This is a genomic window from Mesorhizobium sp. WSM4983 (genome assembly GCF_029625765.1).
Lineage (GTDB): Bacteria > Pseudomonadota > Alphaproteobacteria > Rhizobiales > Rhizobiaceae > Mesorhizobium.
In genome coordinates, this window is the sequence record NZ_JARTVM010000002.1 from 525,548 (window position 1) to 550,824 (window position 25,277).

The following is a 25,277-nucleotide window of genomic DNA, read 5'->3' on the forward strand; positions in this document are numbered from 1 at the left end:
TGCCTCCTTCACACCCGCTTTCGGTAGATGGTGTCGAGCCAGACCGCGACGACCAGCACGGCGCCGACGACGATGCTTTGCAGCGGCGAATCGACTCCGAGGAGCACCATGCCGGACTGCAGCGACTGCATCAGCAGCGCGCCAAGCATAGCGCCGAGCACGGTTCCCGAGCCGCCGGCGAGCGAGGTGCCGCCGATGACCGCCGCGGCGATGACCAGGAGCTCGTCCAGCGTGCCGAGCGCATTGGTCGACGAATTCTGCCGCGCCGACGAGATCGCCGCGGCGATCGTCGCCAGCACACCCATGATCATGAACACCTTCATGGTGATCCAGCGCGTGTTGATGCCGGCAAGGTTGGCCGCTTCCGGATTGCCGCCGATGGCAAAGACATAGCGGCCGAAGCGAGTACGCTTGGTGATGAAAGTCATGACGAGGCCGACGGCGATGGCCATCAGCACCGGAATAGCGATGCCGTGGGCAATGAACAGGCCGCCTTCGGGGACGGTGAGGTTTTTGGCGGCGGCATAGCGGTTCACGATGCCGACCGGCCACGGATAGGAATTGGCCAGCCACACCGCGCCCATGATCACGCCGCAGGTGACCGCGCCGAGCAGCGTCTCGGCCCAGATCGGACGCAGCGGAAAACGGAAGCGCTTGCGCTGCACCCTGCCGTTGAACAGCGCAAACACCACGGCAACACAGGCGACGGCGCCGACGATCCAGCTCCACCTGGCGCCGATCGAGCCGGCTGGTCCGCCGCCCATCAGCTGGAAGGTGGCATCGAGCGGCGCCACCGTCTGGCCGCTGGTGACCCACCAGGCAGCACCGCGCCAGACCAGCAGCCCGCCAAGCGTCACGATGAAGGCTGGCACTTCGAGATAGGCGATGACGAAGCCCTGGAAGGCGCCGATCAGCAGGCCGAGCGCCAGGCCGATCAACAGTGCCAGCACCCAGATCCAGGGATTGCCAAGCTCGAGCCCAACCATTCGTACCAGGAAATGCACTTGGGCAAAGCCCATCACCATGCCGATCAAACCCTCGGCGGATCCGACGGAGAGGTCGATGTTGCGCATGACGATGACCAGCACCATGCCGGAAGCCATGATGGCCACGGCCGAGGTCTGCACCGACAGGTTCCACAGGTTGCGCGGCGTCAGGAACGTTCGGCTGTCGAAATCGAGCGGATTGACGCCGAGCCGCAGGCTCGAGATGACATGCAGGCCGATCCAGATGATCAGCAGCGCGCCGACCATGCCGAGCATGCGGGTGTCGAGCTCGGTCGCCTTGAGGAAGCGCCCGACGGTGCTCAGTTCGGAAGCCCGCGCGCGATCCGCCGGCGGGTTGGCCGGCGTATCAGAGGTCGTATCGGTCATGATCTCCTCCCACCGGCTTGCCGTCTGGCGCGGATGCCGGACCACGATGCTAGAGCAATTCCAGGAAAAGTGCGTGGCCGCCTGGAATTGCGCGGAAACAAACGGCTGGAGCAGTTCGGCGATCCTGCCGGACAGTGAACTGCCCCAATGGTCTCCGGCTTCAGTACGCCCGAAAGCCTTTGGAGAAACGCCGCGGCTGTCGGGCCGCGGCGCTGCGTTTGAACCTGACGGCCAGCTTAGTTGCAGACCGCGACGCTGCCGGCGGCAACGCCCGCGCAGACTTCATCCTTCTTGATCCAACCCGCGTCGATGACGAGGTTGAGATTATCCTTGGTGATCGCGACCGGGGTCAGGAACAGCGACTTGACGGTGTTGCCGCCAGGCGTCGTGAAGTCCTTGGCGCCCGCGATGTCGGTCATCTTCTTGCCGTCGGCGAGCTGCGAGGCGATCTCGGCGGCGTGCTTGCCGAGCTCGCGCGCGTCCTTCCACACCGACACCGTCTGGGTGCCGAGCGCGATGCGGTTGAGCGCGGCATGGTCGCCGTCCTGGCCCGAGACCGGAACGGTGCCGGCCAGCCCTTGCGCCGTCAGAGCCGCGACGACGCCGCCGGCGGTGCCGTCATTGGCCGCCACCACCGCGTCGACCTTGTTGTCGTTGGCGGTCAGGAACTGCTCCATGTTCTTCTGCGCATTGGCGGGAAGCCAGCCATCGGTATAGGCCTCGCCGACATTCTTGATCTTGCCGCTGTCGATGGCTTCCTTCAGCACTTCCATCGAGCCGGAGAACAGGAAATCGGCGTTCGGGTCGGCGCCCGAGCCCTTGATGAAGACGTAATTGCCCTCGGGCTTGGCCTTGAACACCTCGCGGGCCTGCATGCGGCCGACTTCCTTGTTGTCGAAGGTCAGATAAAACACGTCCTTGTTCTCGATCAGGCGGTCGTAGCCGACGACCGGAATGCCTTCGTCGAGTGCCTTCTGCACCGCCGGCCCGATGGCGGAGGCGTCCTGCGCCAGGATTATCAACGCATTCGCGCCCTGCGAGATCAGGCTTTCGACGTCGGTCAGCTGCTTGCCTGGATTGGACTGTGCGTCGGCGGATATGTACTTGTCGCCGGCGGCCTCGATCGCCTTCTTCATCGCCGCTTCGTCGGTCTTCCAGCGCTCTTCCTGGAAATTGGACCACGAAACGCCGATCACCTTGTCCTTCGCCTGCGCGACCGACACCAACGTCAACGACATGGCGACGCCCGCCAGAATGGCGGCTGCGAATCTCTTCATGATATCCTCCCTGCGCCCCTCGCGGCGCGACCCAGACTGGCCCGAAGGCGATGAGGCTTTTTTTCGAGCCTCGAAAAAATACTGATCTAACGCTAAAGCGCTGTCAACTGCAATTCTGACGGTTTTTGAGGTGGTCACGTACTTTTTTCGAGACCCGCAATAAATAATGACAGTGCCGACCGCTTCTGCCACTATCGCGGAACAGTTCGGGAGGAGGCGCAGCCCGGTCCACCGAAACTTGTAAGACCAGGACGGTTCGGGTGCCGGCGTGCGGGACTGAACCGATCTGGCGCGTCGCCGAGTCCTGTGCATGATCGAGAGGCCGCGCTGACTGGGAGGAGACAAAAATGTCGGTCGGAATCCGCCACGACGATCTGCGCCGGCGCAACCGCGCCATGGTGCTCTCGGCCGTGCGCCGGGCCGGCCAGCCGTCGCGCACGGAAATCGCCGCGACCACCGGGCTCAGCCATTCGACCATTTCGGCGATCTCTTCCGACCTGATCCAGGAAGGCGTCTTGGCCGAGAGCAAGCCGAGCGAGACCGCGTCTCTGAAGCGCGGCCGGCCACAGGTGGGCCTCGCGCTCAAGCCGGAGGCGGCGGCGGTGGTAACGGTGGTGCTGTCGCTCAATTTCCTCTCGGTCGCCGTTATTGATTATGCGGGTCAGGTCATCGCCGAGGAGCAGCGCCGCCTCGATACGCTCACCATACCGCGCAACGAGCTGATCGGCGAATGCTTGGCGATCGTGCGGCGCCGGCTGGACGATCCGGACCTCGACGTCGGCAGCGTCGCCCGCATCGCCATGGGCATCCAGGGCATCACCGATTCCCATGCCCGCGCCATGCTATGGTCGCCGATCACGCCGCTGACCGACATTCCCTTCGCCGACATCCTGGAAAAGGAATTCGGCATTCCGGCCACCATGGAAAACGACTGCAACATGATGGCTGTGGCGCTGCAGTGGCGCGATCCCCACCGCTATCGCGACAATTTCATCGCCATTCTGCTCTCGCACGGCATCGGCATGGGCCTGGTGCTGAAGGGCGAGCTGTTCACCGGCACACATTCGTCCGGCGGCGAGTTCGGCCACATGATCCATCGTCCGAGCGGCGCGCTTTGCCGTTGCGGACGCCGCGGCTGCGTCGAGGCCTATGCCGGCAACTACGCCATCTGGCGCAGCGCCATGAAGATGAGCGAGGACGCCGAGCCGATCGATGTCGGCGACGCCGACATGCGGGCGCTCGCCGCCAAGGCGCGCGAGACAGATGGCCCGGAGCGCGAGGCCTATCGCCGGGCCGGGGAGGCGCTGGGCTTCGGCCTCGGCAGCCTGTTCGCGCTGATCGACCCGGCGCCGGTCGCCATGGTCGGCGTCAGCGCCGCCGCCTTCGACCTGATCGAGCCGGCGCTGCGCGAGGCGATCGCCCAGACCGCCGGCGGCCAGCATTCAAATTCGATCTCCTTCGATACCGAGCCGAACGAATTGCCGCTGATCCGCGAAGGCTGCGCCGTGCGCGCGCTGACCTTCGTCGACCAGGAGATTTTCGCCCCGGGCGTGCAGGCAAGAGCGGGCAAGAACGTGGCCTGAGCAGCTTCGATAGCGATCGTTGTCTTCTGTGCGTCCTGCAGACGCCGGAGATTAGCGAAGGCCCCGCAGCTTCGTCATTCCAGGGCGGAGCAGGAGCGAAGCTCCGTCGCGGAGACCCTGGAATCCATGCCATTACCTCAATCGTCGGATGAGCGGAGCAGAATTTCTGCACCGCCGCGGCGCGTGGAAGTCGCGTGGATCGTCGGGTCTGCGCGCGTCGCGACGCTTCGTGCTCCGCCCGTGGACGGCGAAGCACCAGCGTCTCGATAACCCGCCAGCGCAGATAGAACCCGTCAGACCTTCGGTGCCCTGGATCTAATCTTCCCTGATCGCGTAGCCCGCCCCACGGATGGTACGTATGACGTCCGGCATCCGGCCGTTGTTGACCGCCTTGCGCAGGCGTCCGACATGCACGTCCACGGTGCGCTCGTCGATATAGATCGTCTCGCCCCATACATTGTCGAGCAGCTGGCTGCGCGAGAACACCCGGCCGGGATGCCGCATCATGAATTCCAGCAGCCTGAACTCGGTCGGGCCGAGCCGGATCTCGCTCTTCTTGCGGTAGACGCGATGCGATTCGCGATCGAGCACGATGTCGCCGACCTTGAGCACGCTGGACAGCACCTCCGGCTTGGCGCGGCGCAGCAGCGCCTTGACCCTGGCCATGAATTCCGGCGTCGAGAACGGCTTGACCAGATAGTCGTCGGCGCCGGTCGAGAGGCCGCGCACCCTGTCGCTTTCCTCGCCGCGCGCGGTCAGCATGATGATCGGCAGGCGTTCGGTCTCGGGCCGCATCCTGAGGCGCCGGCAAAGCTCGATGCCGGACACCGCCGGCACCATCCAGTCGAGCACCAGAAGGTCGGGTACATTCTCCTGCAGGCGGATCTCGGCCTCGTCGCCGCGGGTCACCACCTCGACCTGATAGCCCTCGGATTCGAGGTTGTAGCGGAGCAGCACCCCCAGCGGTTCCTCGTCCTCCACCACCATGATGCGTGGCGCGATCATATAGCAGGCACCTTCGCTGTCAGGCCGCCGGCGCCGACATCGTCGTCTCGTCCTGCTTAGGACGATTCGCGGGCAATTGCGTGCCGGTCAGCACATAGTAGGCGTTCTCGGCGATGTTGGTGACGTGGTCGCCGATGCGCTCCAGATTCTTGGCGCAGAACAACAGATGCGTGCAAGCCGTGATGTTGCGCGGATCCTCCATCATGTAGGTCAGGAGCTCGCGGAAGACGGCGGTGTATTTGACGTCGATGCGCTCGTCGTCGTTGCGGAGCTTGGCGAGCGCCGTGGCGTCGCCGGCCGCGTATTCCTCGATCACGCCCTGCACCTGGATCAGCACCAGCTGCGCCATCGAATCGATGGAGTGCGAAAGGTCGCGCGGCGCGGCGCTGACGCCGACCGAGCCGACGCGCTTAGCGATGTTCTTGGCAAGGTCGCCAATGCGCTCGAGATCGCCGGCCATGCGGATGGCGCCAACGACGCTGCGCAGGTCGTCGGCCATCGGCTGGCGTTTGGCAATCAGCGTGATGGCGCGATCGTCGAGCTCGCGTTGGCGCGCGTCCATGATGGCATCGTCGGAGACCACGCGCTGCGCCAGCGCGTTGTCGGAATTCAGCAGAGCCTTGGTCGACGCGCCGACCATCGAGCCGGCAAGATCGCCCATGTCGCGGATAAGCTGGCTGATCTGCCTCAGATCCTCGTCGAAGGAAGCGACCGTATGGGCCATGGTTATGTCCTCGTATGAACTCAGCCGAAGCGGCCGGTGATGTAGTCCTGCGTGCGCTTCTCGCGGGGCGAGGTGAAGATCTTCTCGGTCCGGTCGAATTCGATCAGCTCGCCGAGATACATGAACGCCGTCTGCCGCGACACGCGCGCCGCCTGCTGCATGTTGTGGGTGACGATCACGATCGTGTAGTCGGCCTGCAGCTCGTCGATCAGCTCCTCGATCTTGGCGGTCGAGAGCGGATCGAGTGCCGATGCCGGCTCGTCGAGCAGGATGACCTCCGGCTTCACCGCCACGGTGCGGGCGATGCAGAGCCGCTGCTGCTGGCCGCCCGAAAGGCTCTGGCCACTGGCGTTGAGCTTGTCCTTGACCTCGTTCCACAGCGCGGCGCGCTTCAGCGCCTGTTCGACGCGATTGTCCATCTCGGCCTTGCTTATCTTCTCATACAGCCTGACGCCGAAGGCGATGTTCTCGTAGATCGACATCGGGAACGGCGTCGGCTTCTGGAACACCATGCCGATCTTGGTCCTGAGCAGGTTGAGGTCCTGCGAACGGTCGAGGATGTTCTTGCCGTCGAGCAGCACCTGGCCTTCGGCGCTCTGCTTCGGGTAGAGCTCGTAGATGCGGTTGAGCACGCGCAGCAGCGTCGACTTTCCGCAGCCCGAAGGTCCGATGAAGGCGGTGACGCTGCGCTCGGGCAGCGACAGGTTGATGTCCTTCAACGCCTTCGACTGGCCATAGTAGAAGTTGAGGTTCTTGACTTCGATCTTGGCCTTCTCGGCGGTCGTCTCGGCTACGTTCAGGTCGGTGGACAACATCGGTTTCATCTGTCCTCTCTGCGTCCGGTAAGGCTGCGGGCGAAGATGCTCAGCCCGAGAACCGTCAGGGTGATTATCAGTGCGCCCGTCCAGGCCAGTTGCTGCCATTCCTCATAAGGGCTCAGCGCAAACTGGAAGATGGTCACCGGCAGGCTGGCCATCGGCGCGTTGAGATTGCTCGACCAGAACTGGTTGTTGAGCGCGGTGAAGAGCAGCGGCGCCGTCTCGCCCGAAATCCGGGCGATCGCCAGCAATATACCGGTGACGATGCCGGACAGTGCGGCGCGATAGGCGACCGAGCGGATCACCACCCAGCGCGGCGCGCCGATGGCGGTGCCGGCCTCGCGCAGCGCGTTGGGCACAAGGTTCAGCATGTCCTCGGTGGTGCGCACGACGACGGGGATCACCAGGATCGACAGCGCCACCGCGCCGGCGATCGCCGAGAAATGACCCATCGGCCGCACTATCAGCTCGTAGACGAACAGGCCGACAATGATCGATGGCGCCGACAACAGGATGTCGTTGATGAAGCGCACCACCGTCGTGAGGCGCGAGAAGCGCCCGTACTCGGCCATATAGGTTCCGGCGAGCACGCCGATCGGCGTGCCGACGACGATGCCGATCACGGTCATCACGATGCTGCCGTAAATGGCGTTGAGCAGGCCGCCGGCGTCGCCGGGCGGCGGCGTCATTTCCGTGAACACCGAAAGCGAGACACCCGAGAGCCCCTTATAGAGAAGGGCGCCGAGGATCAGCGCCAGCCAGACGAGGCCGATGCCCGCCGCTATGGTGCAGAGCGCCATCATCACGGCGTTCTTGCGCTTCCGGCTTCGGTGGAGCGATGCGGCTGTCGACATCGGTCAGGCTCCCGTGCGGCTATCGATGCGCAACAGCATGTAGCGTGCGAGCGCGAGGATGATGAAGGTGATGATGAACAGGATCAGTCCGAGCGCCACCAGTGAGGACGTGTAAAGCTCGCCGTCGGCTTCGGTGAATTCGTTGGCGATGGTCGCCGAGATCGTCGTGCCGGGCGCAAAAAGCGAGGCGCTGATGCGGTGCGCATTGCCGATGACGAAGGTGACGGCCATCGTCTCGCCGAGCGCGCGGCCAAGACCGAGCATGACGCCGCCCATGATGCCGACCCGCGTATAGGGAATGACCACACGCCGGGTCACTTCCCAGGTCGTGCAGCCGATGCCGTAGGCCGATTCCTTCAGCACCGCTGGCACCGTGGCGAACACGTCCTTGGTGATCGAGGTGATGAAGGGCAGCACCATGATGGCGAGGATCAGCGACGACGTCAGCAGGCCGATGCCGTAGGGCGGACCGGCAAACAGGCTGGCGAGACCCGGTATGCCGTGGAAAAGATTGATGATGAATGGCTGTACCGTCGTCTGCAGGAATGGCGCGAAGACGAACAGGCCCCAGATGCCGTAAATGATCGAGGGAATGCCGGCGAGCAGCTCGACCGCGATGCCGATCGGGCGCCTGAGCGGGCGCGGGCAGAGCTCGGTCAGGAAGACGGCGATGCCGATGCCGATCGGCACGGCAATGAGGATGGCGATGGCCGAGGTGACGACGGTGCCGTAGATGGGCGCGAGCGCGCCGAAATTCTCGGTGACCGGATTCCAGGATTCAGTGGTGAGGAAGGAGAAGCCGAACTTCGACAGCGCCTCCCACGAGCCGGCGATCAGCGAGACCGCGACGCCGCCGAGAAGAAGCAGCACGAGTATAGCGGAGAGGCGCGTGACCGTTCGGAAGATCGTGTCGGTCAGGGCGAAGCGGCGCACCGTCGCTTCCCTGGTCCGTATGGCGGACGATGTCACGGCTTCGGAAACGGCTGTCATTTGCCCCTCGCATTTCGAAAGAGACAGGAGGGCGCCCGAGGCGCCCTCCTTATTCCGGAGGAATTACATGCCGGAGTAGAGCGGCTTGCCGTTGCTGTCGACGATGTCCTTGCTCCACATTTCCTCGACGCTCTTCACGACCGCGTCGGGCATCGGAACATAGTCCAGCTCGGCGGCCATGTCGTCACCCTTGGCGTAGGACCAGGCGAAGAACTTGAGCGCTTCGGTGGTGGCCGCAGCATCGTCGGGCTTCTGGTAGACGAGGATCCAGGTCGCGGAGGTCATCGGCCAGCTTTCAGCACCAGCCTGGTTGGCCAGGATGACGCCGTAGCCAGGCTTGGAGCTCCAGTCGGCATTGGCCGCAGCGGCCGAGAACGCGGCAGCGGTCGGCTCTACCTTCTTGCCGTCCTTATTGATTAGGTCGGTATAGGTGAGCTTGTTCTGCTTGGCATAGGCATACTCGACATAGCCGATCGCGCCACCGGTCTGCGCTACGTTGTTGGCGACGCCTTCGTTGCCCTTGGCGCCGATGCCCACCGGCCACTCGAGCGCGGTATTGACGCCGACCTTCGACTTCCAGTCGGCGCTGACTTCGGCCAGATAGTAGCTGAAGTTGAACGTGGTGCCCGAGCCGTCCGAACGGTGGACGACCGCGATCGCCTGGTCGGGCAGCTTGACGTCGGGGTTGAGCTTCTTGATCGCCTCGTCGTTCCAGTTGGTGATCTTGCCGACGAAGATGTCGGCCAGCGTCGGGCCGTCGAGCACCAGTTCGCCCGGCTTGACACCTTCGAGGTTGACAACCGGAACGATGCCGCCCATCACCATCGGGAACTGCGCGAGCCCGGTCGACTTGAGATCCTCGCCCTTGAGCGGCGCGTCCGAGGCGCCGAAGGTCACGGTCTTGGCCTTGATCTGCTTGATGCCGCCGCCGGAGCCGATCGACTGATAGTTGAGACCGATGCCGGTCTCCTTTTTGTACGCGTCGGCCCACTTGGCATAGATCGGATAGGGGAAGGTAGCGCCGGCACCGGAGATGTCGGCCGCCATAGCGGCGGAGAGGGAAAGCGTGGATGCCGCAGCCATTGCAATCGCAACGGCCGCCGAGCGGATGAAATATCTCATGTGGCCTGCTCCTGTTCGGAATGTGGTCTTTCGGCACCCTTCCTATCGGCGCCTGACGAGCGCAATAGACTTCGATTATTACAGTCGCATGACAGTTTCGTGTCAGCCCGGTAACGCCTGAACGGGGATGCCTTGGGGGGCCTGCGGCTGCCATTTGCGGACCCAGCCGAAGTTTGCCGCGGGAATCAGTAGCTTGTCCGACTTTTGAATCAAAAATTATCCCGGCGGCCGGATCTCCGGCCGCCGGGAAATAAAATCCGGACGAGAGCGCGTTGCCTGTGCGCCAGAGCGGATCATGGCCTGGCCATCGCCGAAAACAGGTCCGTTGGGGTAGAGTCGACGCTGTTCCTTGCCGGCGGTCGCTGCTCCCGCCCGTAACCGAAGGGCGGAATCGACAGCAGCCATTGTCCTGACCTGGCCTTCATTTTGTATGGTGCGATCACACCATACGTCTGCGTTGGACGCAGATGACGGACCTCGTCGATGACGCCGTGAACGGCCGCGCAGAAAGGCTGTTATCCGGCGCTGCGGCGGACTTCCGCGTCCGACCCGAGCCATCTTTCAAGCTTCTCGAGCAGCGCCTTCGGGCTGATCGGCTTCGGCAGGTAATCATCCATGCCGGCTTCCAGGCAGCGCTCGCGGTCACCCTTCAGTGCATGCGCGGTGACGCCGACGATCGGCACATGCGTGCCCATCTCGGCTTCGAGCCGGCGGATGGCCGCGGTCGCCTCCAGGCCGCTCATCTCGGGCATCGACACATCCATCAGGATCATGCGCGGGTTCAGCCTGCCGAAGGCGTCCAGCGCCTTGCGGCCGTTGCCGACGATTTCGAACTGGTATCCAGTCTCGCCCACGATTTGCGTGAACACCATCTGGTTCACCTCGTTGTCCTCGGCGACGAGAATGTCGAGCCCGGCCTCCGCGCCGGCCAGACGTGGACGGGCACGCGCCGGCGGCGGCTGCAGCAGGACGCGATCCGCCGCGGTCGCCTGCGCCGTGGACGCCTGCGGCGCGCCGGCCCCGGTCTCGACGTCGCCGGTCAAGGCCGGATGGATGGCCGCCGTGCTGTGGCGATGACGCTGGATGGTGGCGACCAGCGTCTCCAGCAAGATCGAGGAACGCGCCGGCTTGATCAGCTGCGCATCGATGCCGAGATCGCGGTAGGCGGCGCTGGCGAGCGACTGGTCGACCGAGGTCAGCATGATGATCGGCGTGTGCGCGAGGCCGGCGGTGTTGCGCACGATGCGCGCCATTTCGGCGCCGGTCATGCCCGGCATCTGGTAGTCGAGCACGACGCAGTCGACAGGCACGCCGTAGGCGGCAGCCGCAATCAGCACCTTCAGTCCCTCGGCGCCGCTTTCGGCCGCGCAGGAATCGAAGGTCCACGAAGCCATCTGCTCGCTGAGGATCGCGCGGTTGACGGCATTGTCGTCGACGATCAGCACGCGCGCGCCGGTCACGTCGACCGGCATGATCCGCTGCCCGCCTCGCTCGGCCCGCGGCAGCGTGACGGTGAACCAGAAGGTCGAGCCCTTGCCCTCGGCGCTGTCGACGCCGATCTCGCCGCCCATCAGCTCGACCAGCCGCGAGGTGATGGCAAGGCCGAGCCCGGTGCCCTCGTGCCGTCTTGTCGAGGAGGTGTCGACCTGGCTGAATTTCTCGAACACCAGCTTCAGCTTGTCTTCGGGAATGCCGATGCCGGTATCGGTGACCGAGATGGCGAGCTTCGTCCCCGACGAAACGCGCTCGCCGGTCACGTCGACCAGCACATGGCCCTTGTCGGTGAACTTCACCGCATTGCCGAGCAGGTTGGTGACGATCTGTCGGATCCGGCCGACGTCGCCGACGAACTGCCCGTCGAGCCCGGGCTGGACGCGAACGATGAGCTCGAGGTCCTTTTCCTTGGCGCGGGTCGACACCAGCGTCGCCACATCCTCGATCGCCTCGGCAAGGTTGAAGGGCGCCGGGTCGAGCACGAGCTGGCCGGCGTCGATCTTGGAGAAGTCGAGGATGTCGTTGATGATGGTGAGCAACGCGTTGCCCGATTTGACGATGATGTCGGTGAACGTCCTCTGCTTTGGGTCGAGGTCCGACTTTGCGAGCAACTCGGCCATGCCGAGCACGCCGTTCATCGGCGTACGGATCTCGTGGCTCATATTGGCGAGGAACTCCGACTTGGCGCGGTCGGCAAGCACGGCACGCCGGCGCGCCTCGCTGAGCTCGGCCTCGCGCTGTTTCAGTTCCGTAATGTCCGTGGTCGACCCGATCAGATAGAGCGAACCGTCGGACGCGATCATCGCGCCCTTGCGCGCGAACTGGTGACGCACGCTGCCGTCCGGCAGCGTCACCTGTTCTTCGATCTCCTGCGTCTCGCCGGTGCGCAGCACCGCCAGGTCGCCGGCGACGAAAGCTTCGCCGTCCGCGCCGAAGATCTCGACGTCGGTCTTGCCGATCGCCTCTTCCTTGCTGAAGCCGGTGAGATCGCACCAGCCCTTGTTGACGTAGAATTGCCTTAGATCCGAACGCTTCGCGTAGATCGACACCGGCACGTTGTCGATCAGGTTGCGGAACACCTCGTTCTCGCTCATGCTTTCCTTGAGCGCCCGCTCGCGCGCCTTGACCTCGGTGATGTCGGTGCTGGAACCGACCAGATGCACCGATCCGTCGGTCGCGATGAGGCGGCTCTTGCGCGTCATCAGCTGCCGCACCGTGCCGTCGCGATGGGTGACAGGCTCCTCGACTTCGCGCCCCTTGCCGGTCGCGATGACCTCGGCATCGTCATGGCTGTAGCTTTCGGCGTCCTCGGCGCCGAAAAGCTGCCGGTCCGTCTTGCCGATGACGTCTTCCTTGGCAATGCCGGTCAGCGCGCACCAGGCCTTGTTGACGAACTCGATTGTAAGATCCTCGGCCTTGATGAACGCCGCCACCGGCAATTCGTCCATGACATGCCGGTAAAGGTCGATCTGCCGCATCGAGTCGCGCAGCGCCTTCTCGCGGGCCTTGATGTCGGAAATGTCGACGCGCACCCCTATGAACGTGCCGTCGTCCGCTCTCATGTCGTAGACCTGGAACCAACGACCGTCGGGATTGAGCCGTTCATAGGACGAATTGGGCAGGTGGTAACGCTTCAGCATGGCGTCGAGCCAGCGTTGTTTGTCGACACCATAGAGATTGTCGATCTCGACGTCGCCGCTCGACCGGAAATAGCCGGCGGAATGACCGAGAGCGAGCGCCTCGCGTAAGGTGCGGCCCGGCTGCCAGGCCGGCTTCAGCGCCGGCAAACTGTCATGCAGCTTGCGGTTGGCGAAGACGAATTCATCGTGGCGGTCATAGATGATGACGCCGGCCGGCAGCGACTCCAGCACCGTGGCGAGATTCTTGCGCGCATCCTCTGCCTCGGTCTCGCGATGCTTCATGTCGGTGATGTCGACATAGGAGATCAGACGCTTGCCGCCGGCAAGCGGTGCCAGCGAGGCGATCAGCACGCGGCCGTCATTGCGCGGCAACTGCCTGGAACCGGCAACGCCTGCCCGGATTTCGGCCTCGCGCTCGGCGATGTGGCGTTGCCAGCCCACCTCGTCGGCACCATAGGGGTCGGCGTCGCGGCTGGCCTCCATCAGCTCGCGGAAGCCGCAGCCGGCAGTGGCGCGAAGCGGATCGATCTTCCAGAAGTCGTAGAAGGCGCGGTTGATGATCTCCGCCCTGAGGTCGGCATCGAGGATAATGACGCCGATCGGCATCGAATCGACCATCAGGCGAAGATTGGCAAGCGCTTCCGAGGTCGCGGCCGCATGCTGATCGGGGGCGCGGGGGACCGCCGCCTCGCCGCGCTCGACCGCGCCTTCGAAAGAACGGGCGGCGCCCATCTCGAAAGTACCGTCGCTATCCGCCATCCCTACCCCCAGGCCGAACCCTCCCGGTTCGTCGGCGGAATGTGCCCGACAAGCATTAACGATCGGCTAACCTTAACGATTCGCAACCGAACACGCCCGATGCCGTTAACGGGTTTTAGTCGGACGCCGGTCCGATCTCGCTGCGGTAATCCGTCCGTTGGCGAACCCACCGCTGCCGGGCTATAAAATCGGTGGGGGTATAGCTGATGCTTGGTCGAATGCTGACTTTTGTTCTCTGTCCGGCGCTGCTCGCGGCGAGCGGCTGCACGCGCAGCGACGACGGAACCGTCATCATTCCAAGCCGGATGGACGTCAGGCGCATTTGGGACAAGGCCCCGCCAGGAACAACAGCTTCGCGGCAGATCGCGACGGACGTATTTCCTCAGCCGCCGAGCGCCCCGGTGAGTTCCCCCAGTCGAAGACGTGTTTCGACGGCCCCTTCCTTTCAGCCGGATTTGGCTGATGCGTCCTCCCAGCCACAGAAGGCGCTCGCCTGCCGGAATGTCAGCGAACCCGGCAAGCGCTATCGCGTGGTCTGCGAGTAGCGTCGCGGCTACGATAAGATCGCATGTTTCCTCACTGCGCGTGAAACCTTTGTGTGGCGTCTGGCGTTATCGGCGCAGCACGAAGGGGAGCAAAGATGTCTGTTCATTTCACCGTCTCAGGCCTGACCAGAAACCTGATCCATTCGCTTGGACTGGATCACGAGCGGGCTCCGAGGCGTCTGACACCCGAGCAAAATCTATTGTTGGAATGCTATCTGGCCGGCCAAATTCCGGAATCGGCCTGGAGCGACTACGTCTTCGAAATGCCGCAACTGGAAAAACACGCCAATGCCCGCCGCAGGCGCAATCCGGCGTAGCGCTGTCCAGCAACAAAGCGCCACCTAGAAAGCATAGCCGTTTTCTGTTGGAAATCGGCGAAGGCGAAACTGAGCAACTTGGCAGTTCTACTGCTGTATTGCTTTGGCGTTGTCCTTCGGCGAATTGAATTGAAGCGTAAAGATCTTCCCGGGAATTCCTTTTGCGAGGTCCGGCGAAAAGCTGAGCGGCAGGCAATTTCGCAGGGCGGCGGTCGCCGCGTCGACATAGGCCTGACGCGCCTTGTCATCCCCGTTGACCTTGATGGCCGTTGGCTTCGGCGGGCCGATCAGCGTGCCGTCGCGCTTGAAGCTGAAGCTCAAGGTGACCGAGGCAGTTCCGGCTTCGGCCGGCGGCGTCCAGCACGCCTGCAGCGCGGCGCCGACCTCGTTCATCGTGTTGAGCGATGCGGCATCTGCCGGAAAAGGCATCGCCAGCAGCGCGCCTGCGATCGCTGAAAGTCTAGCCGTGCTTCTCATGGCTTTGTCCTCGCCGCTTTCGCCCGTTCGCATGGTACGATCAACGACGCGGATGACAATAGAATTTCAACCGCGCCGGCACCCGATAAAATCATGCTGCCGTGACGCTGGCGCGCCGGCGGAAAAGCAAAAAGGCCGGCGCTGAGCCGACCTTTCCTTCTCCTCGGCAATCGCGCCAGTACATCCGTGGTCGCAGCGAGGACCGAGACACTAGACAAGGGTTTGGTTAACGAAACCCTAAACCTCGCGCATTTCTTAAGCCGTGGCCTGGGCCTTCACATGGGCGATGTAGCCGCGCACGTCGCCGGCCGGCTCAGCATAGGCCTTGCCGAGCTTCTTCTCGATCGCAGCCATATAGTCCTTCGCCCAGCTGGGCAGCGCATAGTCGATGACCGCCAGAAACTCCAGTGTCGCCGCCAGACGGATGTCGGCGATCGAGGGGTTGTTGCCGCCGATGAAAGGCTTGCCGTCCCTGAAGAAGCTATGAAAGACCTCCAGCGGCTCGGCGATTGCGGCGATGGCAGCCTTTTGCGCCTCCGATTTCTTGTCGGGATGGGCATCGCTGTGGCCGACCTCGCCGGCATATTGCGGAAAGCCAAGTGCCGGATAAGTGGCCCTGGCCACATAGGGATAGAGCGTTCCGACCAGGTAGAACATGGCGCTGTCGACCATCGCCCGCTTGGCCGGCGCCTTCGGATAGAACTTGTCCAGCCCGTGCTTGTTGGCGAGGTACTGCATAATTGCGCAGCTTTCCCAAAGCACGCCTCTGGGAAGTCCTTTGTCCTCGATCATCGGAGTCAGATGCGCCGGGTTCCGCGCCAGGAATTCCGGCGTGCGCGTCAGGCCCCAGGCGTCGGTCTCGGCATGGTCGAGCCCGGCCGCTCGCGTGAACACCCGGACCGTCATGTTGTTGACGCTGGGCCTTAGCATGCTGAGCTTGACCGCGGGCTTCTTCGCCGGCTTCGCCTTGGCTTTAAACGCTGCCTTTGCCGTTGCTTTAGACGCGGCTTTTGCCGTCGCTTTAGGCGCGGCTTTTGCGCCCGGCTTGACTGCGTTGGCCGACATCTTGGCGGCAGTCACCTTTGCCGCCGGCTTTGCCATCTTCGCTGCCGGCTTGGCGGCGGCCTTCTTCGTTCCCTTCGTTGCAGCCTTTGCCATCTGGTCCTCCCTCTGACCTGTTCAGCATGGATTTTTCGCCGCCCGGTTCTCGGACAATGTTTCGCGCGATCGCTCGACCAGCGCCTGGATGGCGTCGGCAAGGTGCGCCTCGGCGATATTGTAGTCGCCGCGCGCAACGCGGATCTTGTGCGCCGCCATCAGCACGTCGGCATGGCTGAAGCCCGCGGGCGGCTCGAACCGGTAGGAGGCAAGCTCGATCAGCAGCCCAAGCGGATCCTCGAAATAGATCGAATCCATGAATCCGCGATCCTTGACGCCGCTGTGCTTGATGGCGCGCTCGTCGAGCCGGCCGACTGCCTGCAGGAACGTCACGCGCGACACCGAGAACGCGATGTGGTGGACACAGCCGGTATCGGTCGGCGTGCGCCGCTTGACCGCGCTGCGGCTCTCGTCGGTGAAGACGGTGATCAGCCGGCCATCGCCCGGGTCGAAATAGAGGTGGCTTTCGCTCGCCTTGTCGAGATTGGGCTGCTCGAAGATGAATGGCATGCCGAGCACGCCTTCCCAGAAATCGATGGAGGTCTGGCGATCGGCGCCGACCAGCGTGATGTGATGGACGCCTTGCGACTGCAGTTTTTGCATTGGCTCCTCCCGGCCCCGCCGCGCCTGCCGCCGGACGACACGGCCAGGCAGCCTCAGATCGGCGCCCGGCAGGCGACCGCCGCACGGCTCCGCTCCGCTGGGTTCCGCATTTTCGCGTCCTGCTGGATCGCGGCCGAAACTTTGATTATCGGATGCTAATTCAATCCGAGGCGTTGCGCCAGAAGCGGCGACACGGCATCGCACCAGCAGGTCATCGCCGGCCGCAAGGAGGATGCACAAGGCTCTCTTTGCACCATGCTCGATGGCCGGCCGGGTCAGCGGAACCGCCTGCCCGACACCCCTCTTTACAACCATGGCCTTGGCCGACGACATCCAAATGGCGGAACGCCATGTTCTGCAGGCCGAGCAGCACATCAAGCGCCAGCGCGCGCGCATCGCTGCGCTAAAGCGCCGCCGGTTGCCGCGATGCAAGGCGTCCAGCTTTTTGCAGTTGCTTGAAGACGCCCAATTGATGCACCTGCATCATCTGTCGCTGTTATTGGAGAGAGCGTCTCGTGAACGGACCCGAGCCGGCATTTAGACTTTTGGTTCAGCGTCGGCAGCCGACGGAAGCCCTATTTGTAGACCGTCCTTGAAGACGCCCGAACTGGCGACACCGCTACGCTTTCATGTCGCCGATCAGCGAAGCTTCTCAGCGATAGCGGCGACGCTCACGCCGTCCTCGCGCCGCATGGCTCTTCATGGTAGCCGGCTTTCGGGGGCCCGCAGCGCGGACACTCTCTCAATCTACCTTCGAAGAAGAAGCACTACTCCGACTTCGCCGGGGTTTCTTTCTTGATTTCCGTCGATGTTGACGTGTCGGACTTGTCAACACTCGCCGTCTGCTGCGCGTCGACTGAGGCTTGATCCTTCGCGTGTGCCGGGCAATTGGCTGACGCTGCAGAGACGGACAGGCCCAGCGCTAAGATCGTTCCGAGGAAGGCTTTCATCATCATCCTCCTTTTGGCAAGTGACATAGCGTAACCCGCGCGTTGCGCGCCGCAAAATCACTTTTCACTCCCCGCATCACAGCTGGCTCGCGCGTCGAGGCCGCAGAGAACTTTATTGAGCGGATGGACCGAGCTGCGTTGCTCCGGGCATGGAGGCGCTGTCTACGCGCCAGAGCGTGAAGCCCCCAAGCCCTTCGCGTGGGGGCGATATGGTCAAACGCGATTTGCGTAGCGCGCCCGATCGCGTTCGATCTCGTCGGCGGTGTAGTTTTCGGCGCCAGCGTCAAAGCTCGTCCAACCGTCGGCTTCGTAGGCACTGCGGCGATCTTCCAAGTTCACCGATCTTGATTGACCGAGGATGCTCTCGGCTTCGCCGGCCAACGCGTCGCTAACCTTGGCCGTGACCAACGTCCCGCCGCGGCGCACACCTTCGGCGTAGACATGAGCATCCCTTTCCGGAACCCCGGAGTCGGTAAGGGCTCCGACGATGCCACCGGCAGCCCCGCCGACAACTGCGCCTCCCAATGCGCCTGCAGCGGTAGCGGCGAGCCACCCTGCGGCGACAACAGGGCCCACGCCTGGGATAGCCATGATCCCTAGCCCCGTCAGCAACCCGCCGGCGCCGCCAATGAGGGCACCCACACCGGCACCGCCAGCCGCATCTTCGGCGGCATTCGAGCGATCATCTTGGTACCAGCCGGTCGAATTATTGGCGACGATGCTGATGTCGGAATGCGGAACGCCGATTGCTTCGAGTTCACCGACGGCATCGGAAGCGTCGTCATAATTGTCAAATAGTCCGGTCACGGTTCTCATGGTTGAACTCCAATCCGTTCTCAGTTGCTGCCGGCAACGACGTTGCCTTGATAATCGAGCGCCACGGTTGTCTTCTTTCCGTCCTTGGTGGCCTGACCGCGCCAGATGCCTTGATCGTCCTTGGTTAGCGCTGAGACATCCGAGAAGCCGGCATCCTGGATCCGGCTCTTGGCCTGGTCTTCGGTGAAGCTATTGGCGCCTGGCACCGGAGCAGCCGGATTTTTTGTGTCGGTCGTGGTGACGGCGGGAGTTGTCGAACTCGTCGTCGTGCCGGTCTCATCGTCCATGGTGGAAGCGATCTTCTCGATCATTTCCTTATGCATTTTGAGTGTGGGCAAGGTCTCCGAAGCGAACGCCTTGAGCTGGGGATTGTCGCCATCCTTGGCGTAGTTCACGAACAGCTCCACGGCATCCGCGTGCGCATCACGCTGCATCTGCACATAGGTCTTTTCGACCGGATCCTTGCCGTTCTGAAGGGCGTCGAGGTCGCTCTTGTGCTTGGCATCCGTCTCGGCGGGCACTTTGAGCTTCTGCTCGCCGGCAATCGTTTCGAGTTTTGCATTGGCCGCCCCATGATCGTCGATCATCTTTTGGGCGAAGTCTTTGACCGCCTGATCCTGGGCTTTGGCTTGGGCGATCTTACTCGACTCGACCTCGAACATGCCCCCATTGGCAGCCTTGTCGACGAACCCCTGGGCATCGTCGGCGGCAAGGACAGGCACTGCAAATGTGATGGCGGCGGCTGTGGTCAGCGCAACCAGTAGATGGCGATTTTTCATGGAGAAGTTCCTAGTTGGGCAGATGTGCTGCGAACCCAACAAGCGACCCACACCTTTGTTCCGAGCGCGGTTTGATTTAGCGAGGAGTACCGGCATTCTTTTCCCTAGGACCCGGCTGCCGGTTTTCGGTCCCGCCACGCTCCTGAACAAAAGCCAATAGGGATCGCGGCCAGCAGGATTCTTTCAGTATGGCTTGTCGCCAGTGGCAAGCAGGTTGAAGGGGGTGCCACCGGAGATTTTTGCAGCTTTCCGAGCGGCCTTCGTCCAGGAGTTTATGCGTCTAAATCAAGCGTCTCGTGATCCAGCCTGTTGATTGCAAGGTGACCTCGCTTGCTGGCCTCTCGGCTAACTTTTCACGTTAGACGGAACCTTTGTGATCACCGGCTCTTCCCTTGTAATTGCTGGGAGGCAATCAATGGCAAACCTGGGAAGACTGGCTGTCGGCATATTGGGCATTCTCGCCTACCAAAATCGCGACAAGATCGGAGAGCTGCTCCGTGGCGCGGGAAATCGCGATCCAAACAATCTGCAGGGAGGGATCTTGGATCAGCTGTCCAAAGGCGTATCGGGGACGGCGCTTGGGGATATTGTCGACCGCTTCAGAAATGCGGGAGCCGGTTCCAAGGTGGATTCTTGGGTTAGTAGCGGACCCAACCAGCCGATCGAGCCGAAAGATGTCGAGGCGGCAATAGACGACGAAACACTGGCTTCTCTTTCAATGCAGACCGGCTTGTCCCGCGATGAGCTGATAGCCAGGATAACCAGGGACTTGCCCGAGGCGGTCAACAAGCTGACGCCCAATGGCGAACTGCCACCCGCGGGGCCCGACGATGTCACCCTGCTCGATCCGGTGCCACCACAGCGTTGATGGCGCGGCAAGGTCACACTCCAAGTCCGTCAGCGTTTGCGAAAAGCCTGTCTTGAGAAGCGCGAGGACTTGCAACGGTCATGGCGCAACTCATCCCGCTTTCGCAGGTGAGCGGTTTGCCGCTTCCGTTTGGGAGCGTGCTGACTATGAGCGGTCAATCCCATCAGGGGTGTAGCCGCAGAGGCAACCAAAGGTCCCTCGCTTGCGCTCATTAATCGCGACGGCGTTTATTAGCTACGCCTAAAGTTCTGATGTCAGCCGTCGAAAGGTGGCGCATAGTACAGACTTGCCCCTTGCCCACATGGGGTAAAAGGCCCGGCCTGTCTGCCCTAGGTCCCCCGATATGCCACAGGCCGGGCGCCCCCATCTTTAGGCTGCACTGTTCCGCGCCGCCTTTTTCAGCAAGCGCGATAGATGCACGTCGTGAAGCTCCTGAACGCTTTGAAGAAGTTCGGAATTCAAGCGCCTTGATGGTGGGCAATTCGAGGCGTTGTATTTCGGCTGGGAAACAAAGAAGCGTTAGCCTGCATGGTGGAGGCCACTGAACAGGCGGGGGCTAATCCGTCTTTGCGCCTACGGCAGATAGATGAGCCGCTTCTCCAATCGATACGATGAATCCCATCATTGCCCGATGCTACTTTGAGGAGGCAACCGGTTTTGCAGCCCTGGCAGCTAGTAGGCTTGAGGGGTTGGATATGAGCAGAACGACTCTCGTTGCGATTGCTTTCCTCGTCATCAGCATCGGCCCGACCGAAGCCAATGGCCATAAAGTTTTGCCGGTTTGCACCGCGTCGAGCTCACTGTCCGAGGTCTTGCATGGCAAGTGTTTTCTCGTCAAAGGCTCGATGATCTATGGGGACATCGCCGATCTTTCCCAGATAATCCAATTGGGATGGTAGCCAAGGCCGAATCGGTGCCTAGACGCTATCGCATGACTGAGCCACGCCGTTTCTTACCGGGAAATAGCGCAGCGCCTTCCTCTCATGGGACAGCGGGGAAACAGGGGCTTCAAAGCCCAGGGGCAAAAAAGCGCCGCTCCGATAACGTCGAGTATAACGCCAGGCGCGCGCCAGTGGCGGATTCGTGCGCCTATCTTCCATCCCGGCGCGTAACGCATTGCCGCCGCAAACTGGCGCGGTTCATTCTGGTCGCGAGCCCATAGAGTGGATGCGTGGTTGCATTCCAGGCTGGCGGCCTTTGCCGCATCAACCGAGAATCAAGCAGAAATTACGCGGCCGACAGCCTGTCGCGACCGGCCCCTAAAGGTCGACCTTGGCGACATTATCCTTGTATTCCTGCTTCGGGTCATATCCGAGCAGCATCTTGATGCCCGAAACCACGTTCGACGCATCGAGCCAGATTTCGGCTCGGTCCGGATCGAAGCGCAACAGCGTGAGTTTCGGATCGTCTTTGCCGCCCTCGAACCATGCTTCGACATAGGGGTTCCAGAGCCGATCGATCACAGCCCGATCATTGTCGACGCAAAGCTTGCCCTGCACCGTTGCGAAGAGGTCATGTCCCTTGGAGACGAACGTGGCCGTTGCCTGGTCGCCGCCGGAAAGGCCCATCGGAAGCTCCGTGTCTTTCGCCGTGAAAAACCAGATCGGACCGGTATCGTCCTTCTCCAGTTGTGCCGTCATGGGCCGAGGGATGATGTTGGAGCCGTCGAGGCCGATCATCATCGTCATGTCCGATTTCAGTGCTTTCCAGAATTTCGCTTCGAGCTCAGCGGGTGTCGGCATGTCTCATCCTTTCACTGAAAGAAAGGCAAACGGCCGACGGTGCTGTGTGTTCCTTCGCGCATTGCCTGGCTAAGGCTTCTCGATCGCTATTCGACGCGTCGTCGTTCAAAGCAGCTAAATTATTGGAATCAATGGTACGCCCAAGGGGAATCGAACCCCTGTTCCCGCCGTGAGAGGGCGGTGTCCTGACCGCTAGACGATGGGCGCGCTCAAGAACCGGCTACATAGGATGAAGGCCGGAAAAAAGCAACTGGGGTTTCGGACTGTTCGCGGACTTTGCGGACTGCCCTCGTCAACCCTGCCGTTTCGGCTCGATCAGATCCCAGAGATTGCCGTAGAGATCGGCAAACACCGCCACCGTGCCATAGGGCTCGAAGCGCGGCGCCTCGCGGAATTCGACGCCCCTGCCAAGCATCGCCTGATGGTCGCGGGCGAAGTCGTCCGTTTCGAGAAAAAGAAACACCCGGCCGCCGGTCTGGTCACCGATGCGGCTTGCCTGCCTCTCGCCGGAAGCTGCCGCCGAGAGCAGCCGCGCGCCCTGCCTGTTTGCCGGCGTGACCGTCACCCAGCGCTTGCCGCCGCCGAGGTCGACGTCCTCGTTCAGCACGAAGCCAAGCCGCTCGACATACCAGGCTATCGCCTCGTCATAGTTTTCGACGACGAGCGCCACGGTCGCAATGCTGCGGTTATCGGCAAAGCCGCTCATTTGTTGCGAATCGCGAACTGGCCGATCACGCGGCGCTCGGCAATGTCGTAGAGAAAGATGGAACGGCTGCCGTCCGCGAGCTCGGCATCGATCGACAGGCGGTTGCCGGACAGTGCCTGGCTGACGACCTTGGCGCCGACCGGCAGCACGATATCGCCGGAGAGGGGCGCGCCGGCCGGAGCCTGGACATCGCCGGCATGCACCGATCCGGCGCCGGGCGCATTGCGGGCTTTGTAGACAAGGGCTCCGATCACCACCATAAGGGCGAGGAACAGAAGACCGAGATTGACGATCATGAAGCGGATGAGCTTCCGGCGCACTTTTTCGGCCGCAGGGTCGAGCGGCTTCTCCTCATCTTCTTCGGCGATCGGCCGGGCCATGACTAAACAATCCGCAACGGTTTCGATGAGCGCTCATAGCGAAGAGACCTCGATTTTGATAGGGCCCCGATTTTGAGACAGGATGAATTGCCGGGCGATGAGTTGGATGGAGCGGTGGAGCTGGAAGCCGGCGCCGATGCCGCAGGCAAGCGCCTCGACCAGTGGCTCACCGCCCAGCTCGGCCCGGAGATCTCACGCAGCCGCGTGCAGGCCCTCATCAAGCAGGGTGCGGTTACGATCGCCGGCAAGCCGGTCGAGGAGGCAAAGCGCAAGATGGCGCCGGGCGAGCGTGTCGCGGTCATCATGCCGGAGCCGGAGCCTGCCGAGCCACAAGGCGAGGCCATTCCTCTCGACATCCTTTACGAGGACGACGAGCTGATCGTCGTCAACAAGCCGGCGGGGCTGGTTGTGCATCCCGGCGCCGGCAACTGGACCGGCACACTGGTCAACGCGCTGATCCATCATTGCGGCGACAGTCTTTCCGGCATCGGCGGCGTCAGGCGACCGGGCATCGTCCACCGGCTGGACAAGGAAACCAGCGGCGTCATGGTGGTGGCCAAGACCGACCGCGCCCACAAGGCACTGTCTGAGGCCTTCGCCGATCATGGCCGGACGGGCGACCTCGAACGCGCCTATCTGGCGCTGGTCTGGGGCATTCCGCAGCGGCCGACCGGCACCGTCGAGGCCGCGCTCGGCCGCGCCGCCGATCGGGTACGGCGCGCGGTGGTTCCCGAAGACCGGGACGACGCCCGGCATGCCGTTACCCAATTCACCGTCGTCGAGCGTTTCGGCGGGCGGCAGAAGGAATTCACCACCGCAAGCCTGATCGAATGCCGCCTCGAGACCGGCCGGACGCACCAGATCAGGGTGCATATGGCGCATATCGGTCATCCGGTGGTCGGCGATCCGGAGTACGGCCAGGCCTTCCGCACGAAGGCCAACCGGCTGCCGGAACCGCTGAAAGGCGAGGTCAAGGCATTTTCCAGACAGGCGCTCCATGCCTGGCTCCTTGAATTCCGACACCCGACTTCCCATCTACCGATGCGGTTCGAGGCGCCGATGCCGAGGGACATGGAGGAACTTGTCGGCGGCTTTCGAATGCTCTGAACTGCCATCAAGACGCTTCAAACAGCCATCAAAAAACCTGACTGGCGTTGTTCACTTCAGCGTGACACACTGTTTCGTGTTGAACAAATGCCTGTCCTTTCTGGTTTTGTTCCTATATACAGCAGTTGCCGCGAGTGAGCCGATTGGCATTCGCGTCACATGCCCGCCGCGTTACGGGGGCATCACTCCAATAGAGAGGGGGCGCTATCATGGCCCAGTCACTACCCAGTATCGTTTCCGGTGAAGGCGGTCTCGCCCGCTACCTGGAAGAAATCCGTCGCTTTCCGATGCTTCAGCCCCAGGAAGAGTACATGCTCGCCAAGCGTTATGCCGAGCATCAGGACACTTCCGCCGCGCACAAGCTCGTCACCAGCCATTTGCGGCTCGTCGCCAAGATCGCCATGGGCTATCGCGGCTACGGCCTGCCGATCGGCGAGGTGATCTCGGAAGGCAATGTCGGCCTCATGCAGGCTGTCAAGAAATTCGAACCGGAGCGCGGCTTCCGGCTCGCCACCTACGCCATGTGGTGGATCAAGGCCTCGATCCAGGAATACATCCTGCGCTCGTGGAGCCTGGTCAAGATGGGCACCACCGCCAACCAGAAGCGCCTGTTCTTCAACCTGCGCAAGGTGAAGGGCCGGATCCAGGCGCTCGACGACGGCGACCTCAAGCCCGACCAGATTGCCGAGATCGCCACGCGTCTCAACGTTTCCGAGGCCGAAGTGGTGTCGATGAACCGTCGCCTGTCGGGCGACGCTTCGCTCAACGCCCCGATCAGGGCGAGCGAAGGTGAGTCCGGTGAATGGCAGGACTGGCTGGTCGACGATCACGAAAGCCAGGAAGAGATGCTGATCGAGCAGGACGAGCTGGAAAACCGGCGCTCGATGCTGTCGGGCGCGCTGTCGGTGCTCAACGACCGCGAGCGGCGCATCTTCGAGGCGCGTCGTCTGGCCGAAGAGCCGCTGACGCTGGAAGAGCTATCGGCCGAGTTCGACATCAGCCGCGAGCGCGTGCGCCAGATCGAGGTGCGCGCCTTCGAGAAGGTGCAGGACGCGGTCAAGGCCGCGGCCAAGCGTCAAAACCAGGCGCTGCGCACCATCGAAGCGCAGCCGGCGGCGTAAAAGCTCGAGGCATTCGCAAAGACAAAACGGCGGCGCCGGGATCTGGCGCCGCCGTTTTTGTTTGGCGCT

The 25,277-nt window shown here is 62.7% G+C and carries 26 protein-coding genes and 1 tRNA gene; 8 read left to right on the plus strand and 19 right to left on the minus strand.

Annotated features, from left to right (window positions below; genetic code table 11):
- Positions 1–8 precede the first annotated feature (8 nt).
- Positions 9–1,373 carry a sugar ABC transporter permease gene (locus P9254_RS09805; protein ID WP_278053373.1) on the minus strand — a complete coding sequence of 455 codons (1,365 nt, stop codon included), beginning with the start codon at positions 1,371–1,373 and terminating at the stop codon, positions 9–11.
- A 236-nt stretch (positions 1,374–1,609) separates the two neighbouring features.
- Positions 1,610–2,650, minus strand: a complete 1,041-nt coding sequence (xylF, locus tag P9254_RS09810) for a D-xylose ABC transporter substrate-binding protein (protein ID WP_067319285.1) — start codon at positions 2,648–2,650, stop codon at positions 1,610–1,612.
- A 347-nt stretch (positions 2,651–2,997) separates the two neighbouring features.
- Here xylF and P9254_RS09815 point away from each other — a divergent pair, with 347 nt between their 5' ends.
- Positions 2,998–4,233, plus strand: a complete 1,236-nt coding sequence (locus P9254_RS09815) for an ROK family transcriptional regulator (protein ID WP_278053376.1) — start codon at positions 2,998–3,000, stop codon at positions 4,231–4,233.
- 315 nt (positions 4,234–4,548) lie between these two features.
- Here the strand turns inward: P9254_RS09815 and phoB are convergent, their stop codons facing one another.
- From phoB to P9254_RS09850, 7 genes are all read right to left on the minus strand, one after another.
- Positions 4,549–5,238, minus strand: coding sequence for a phosphate regulon transcriptional regulator PhoB (gene phoB / locus P9254_RS09820; protein ID WP_010911896.1), 690 nt, complete (start codon positions 5,236–5,238; stop codon positions 4,549–4,551).
- A 19-nt stretch (positions 5,239–5,257) separates the two neighbouring features.
- Entirely contained in the window at positions 5,258–5,962 is a 705-nt protein-coding gene (phoU, locus tag P9254_RS09825) for a phosphate signaling complex protein PhoU (RefSeq protein WP_095799839.1), read from the minus strand.
- Positions 5,963–5,982: 20 nt separating this feature from the next.
- Complete coding sequence (gene pstB, locus P9254_RS09830) at positions 5,983–6,786, minus strand: phosphate ABC transporter ATP-binding protein PstB (protein ID WP_067002093.1); 804 nt, start codon at positions 6,784–6,786, stop codon at positions 5,983–5,985.
- Positions 6,783–7,634 carry a phosphate ABC transporter permease PstA gene (gene pstA, locus P9254_RS09835; RefSeq protein WP_278053379.1) on the minus strand — a complete coding sequence of 284 codons (852 nt, stop codon included), beginning with the start codon at positions 7,632–7,634 and terminating at the stop codon, positions 6,783–6,785. Before pstA ends, pstB begins: the two co-directional genes overlap by 4 nt.
- Before the next feature lie 3 nt (positions 7,635–7,637).
- Positions 7,638–8,624 carry a phosphate ABC transporter permease subunit PstC gene (gene pstC, locus P9254_RS09840; protein ID WP_278053381.1) on the minus strand — a complete coding sequence of 329 codons (987 nt, stop codon included), beginning with the start codon at positions 8,622–8,624 and terminating at the stop codon, positions 7,638–7,640.
- Between the two features lie 63 nt (positions 8,625–8,687).
- Positions 8,688–9,746, minus strand: coding sequence for a phosphate ABC transporter substrate-binding protein PstS (pstS, locus tag P9254_RS09845; protein WP_095824036.1), 1,059 nt, complete (start codon positions 9,744–9,746; stop codon positions 8,688–8,690).
- 515 nt (positions 9,747–10,261) lie between these two features.
- Complete coding sequence (locus tag P9254_RS09850; protein WP_278053382.1) at positions 10,262–13,639, minus strand: response regulator; 3,378 nt, start codon at positions 13,637–13,639, stop codon at positions 10,262–10,264.
- Positions 13,640–13,857: 218 nt separating this feature from the next.
- Here P9254_RS09850 and P9254_RS09855 point away from each other — a divergent pair, with 218 nt between their 5' ends.
- Positions 13,858–14,184, plus strand: a complete 327-nt coding sequence (locus P9254_RS09855) for a hypothetical protein (RefSeq protein ID WP_245456965.1) — start codon at positions 13,858–13,860, stop codon at positions 14,182–14,184.
- Between the two features lie 95 nt (positions 14,185–14,279).
- Positions 14,280–14,501, plus strand: coding sequence for a hypothetical protein (locus P9254_RS09860; RefSeq protein WP_067319298.1), 222 nt, complete (start codon positions 14,280–14,282; stop codon positions 14,499–14,501).
- Between the two features lie 87 nt (positions 14,502–14,588).
- Here the strand turns inward: P9254_RS09860 and P9254_RS09865 are convergent, their stop codons facing one another.
- The 3 genes from P9254_RS09865 to P9254_RS09875 all read right to left on the minus strand — a co-directional run bounded on the left by P9254_RS09865 (position 14,589) and on the right by P9254_RS09875 (position 16,739).
- Complete coding sequence (locus tag P9254_RS09865; protein ID WP_067002225.1) at positions 14,589–14,978, minus strand: hypothetical protein; 390 nt, start codon at positions 14,976–14,978, stop codon at positions 14,589–14,591.
- Positions 14,979–15,233: 255 nt separating this feature from the next.
- Positions 15,234–16,136 carry a glutathione S-transferase family protein gene (locus tag P9254_RS09870; protein ID WP_067319300.1) on the minus strand — a complete coding sequence of 301 codons (903 nt, stop codon included), beginning with the start codon at positions 16,134–16,136 and terminating at the stop codon, positions 15,234–15,236.
- A 21-nt stretch (positions 16,137–16,157) separates the two neighbouring features.
- Positions 16,158–16,739, minus strand: coding sequence for a VOC family protein (locus P9254_RS09875; RefSeq protein ID WP_278053386.1), 582 nt, complete (start codon positions 16,737–16,739; stop codon positions 16,158–16,160).
- Positions 16,740–17,058: 319 nt separating this feature from the next.
- Between P9254_RS09875 and P9254_RS09880 the strand changes: the two genes are divergently transcribed.
- Positions 17,059–17,280: a hypothetical protein gene (locus tag P9254_RS09880; protein ID WP_278103877.1), complete on the plus strand. Its 222-nt coding sequence runs from the start codon at positions 17,059–17,061 to the stop codon at positions 17,278–17,280.
- Positions 17,281–17,506: 226 nt separating this feature from the next.
- On the opposite strand, the gene P9254_RS09885 is transcribed toward P9254_RS09880, so the two are convergent.
- The 3 genes from P9254_RS09885 to P9254_RS09895 all read right to left on the minus strand — a co-directional run bounded on the left by P9254_RS09885 (position 17,507) and on the right by P9254_RS09895 (position 19,284).
- On the minus strand, positions 17,507–17,695 hold the full coding sequence (locus P9254_RS09885) for a hypothetical protein (RefSeq protein WP_245458856.1): 189 nt from the start codon (positions 17,693–17,695) through the stop codon (positions 17,507–17,509).
- Between the two features lie 207 nt (positions 17,696–17,902).
- Complete coding sequence (locus tag P9254_RS09890; RefSeq protein ID WP_067002074.1) at positions 17,903–18,505, minus strand: hypothetical protein; 603 nt, start codon at positions 18,503–18,505, stop codon at positions 17,903–17,905.
- A 20-nt stretch (positions 18,506–18,525) separates the two neighbouring features.
- Positions 18,526–19,284, minus strand: coding sequence for a DUF4142 domain-containing protein (locus tag P9254_RS09895; protein WP_127240972.1), 759 nt, complete (start codon positions 19,282–19,284; stop codon positions 18,526–18,528).
- A gap of 415 nt (positions 19,285–19,699) precedes the next feature.
- On the opposite strand from P9254_RS09895, the gene P9254_RS09900 reads away from it, so the two are divergent.
- Positions 19,700–20,152: a YidB family protein gene (locus P9254_RS09900; protein ID WP_278053390.1), complete on the plus strand. Its 453-nt coding sequence runs from the start codon at positions 19,700–19,702 to the stop codon at positions 20,150–20,152.
- A 611-nt stretch (positions 20,153–20,763) separates the two neighbouring features.
- Entirely contained in the window at positions 20,764–21,051 is a 288-nt protein-coding gene (locus P9254_RS09905; RefSeq protein ID WP_245307357.1) for a hypothetical protein, read from the plus strand.
- Positions 21,052–21,411: 360 nt separating this feature from the next.
- Here P9254_RS09905 and P9254_RS09910 read toward each other — a convergent pair whose 3' ends face one another.
- The 4 genes from P9254_RS09910 to P9254_RS09925 form a co-directional block, all read right to left on the minus strand.
- Entirely contained in the window at positions 21,412–21,894 is a 483-nt protein-coding gene (locus tag P9254_RS09910) for a pyridoxamine 5'-phosphate oxidase family protein (RefSeq protein WP_278053391.1), read from the minus strand.
- Positions 21,895–22,026: 132 nt separating this feature from the next.
- Positions 22,027–22,101: transfer RNA gene (locus tag P9254_RS09915), tRNA-Glu, on the minus strand.
- A gap of 85 nt (positions 22,102–22,186) precedes the next feature.
- Positions 22,187–22,600, minus strand: a complete 414-nt coding sequence (locus P9254_RS09920; RefSeq protein WP_278053392.1) for a VOC family protein — start codon at positions 22,598–22,600, stop codon at positions 22,187–22,189.
- Positions 22,597–22,980: a fimbrial protein gene (locus P9254_RS09925; RefSeq protein WP_067002059.1), complete on the minus strand. Its 384-nt coding sequence runs from the start codon at positions 22,978–22,980 to the stop codon at positions 22,597–22,599. The genes P9254_RS09920 and P9254_RS09925 overlap by 4 nt, the downstream gene beginning before the upstream one ends.
- A gap of 114 nt (positions 22,981–23,094) precedes the next feature.
- Between P9254_RS09925 and P9254_RS09930 the strand changes: the two genes are divergently transcribed.
- On the plus strand, positions 23,095–24,087 hold the full coding sequence (locus tag P9254_RS09930; RefSeq protein ID WP_278053394.1) for an RluA family pseudouridine synthase: 993 nt from the start codon (positions 23,095–23,097) through the stop codon (positions 24,085–24,087).
- 209 nt (positions 24,088–24,296) lie between these two features.
- On the plus strand, positions 24,297–25,208 hold the full coding sequence (gene rpoH, locus P9254_RS09935) for an RNA polymerase sigma factor RpoH (RefSeq protein WP_067002056.1): 912 nt from the start codon (positions 24,297–24,299) through the stop codon (positions 25,206–25,208).
- The last annotated feature ends 69 nt before the right edge of the window (positions 25,209–25,277 follow it).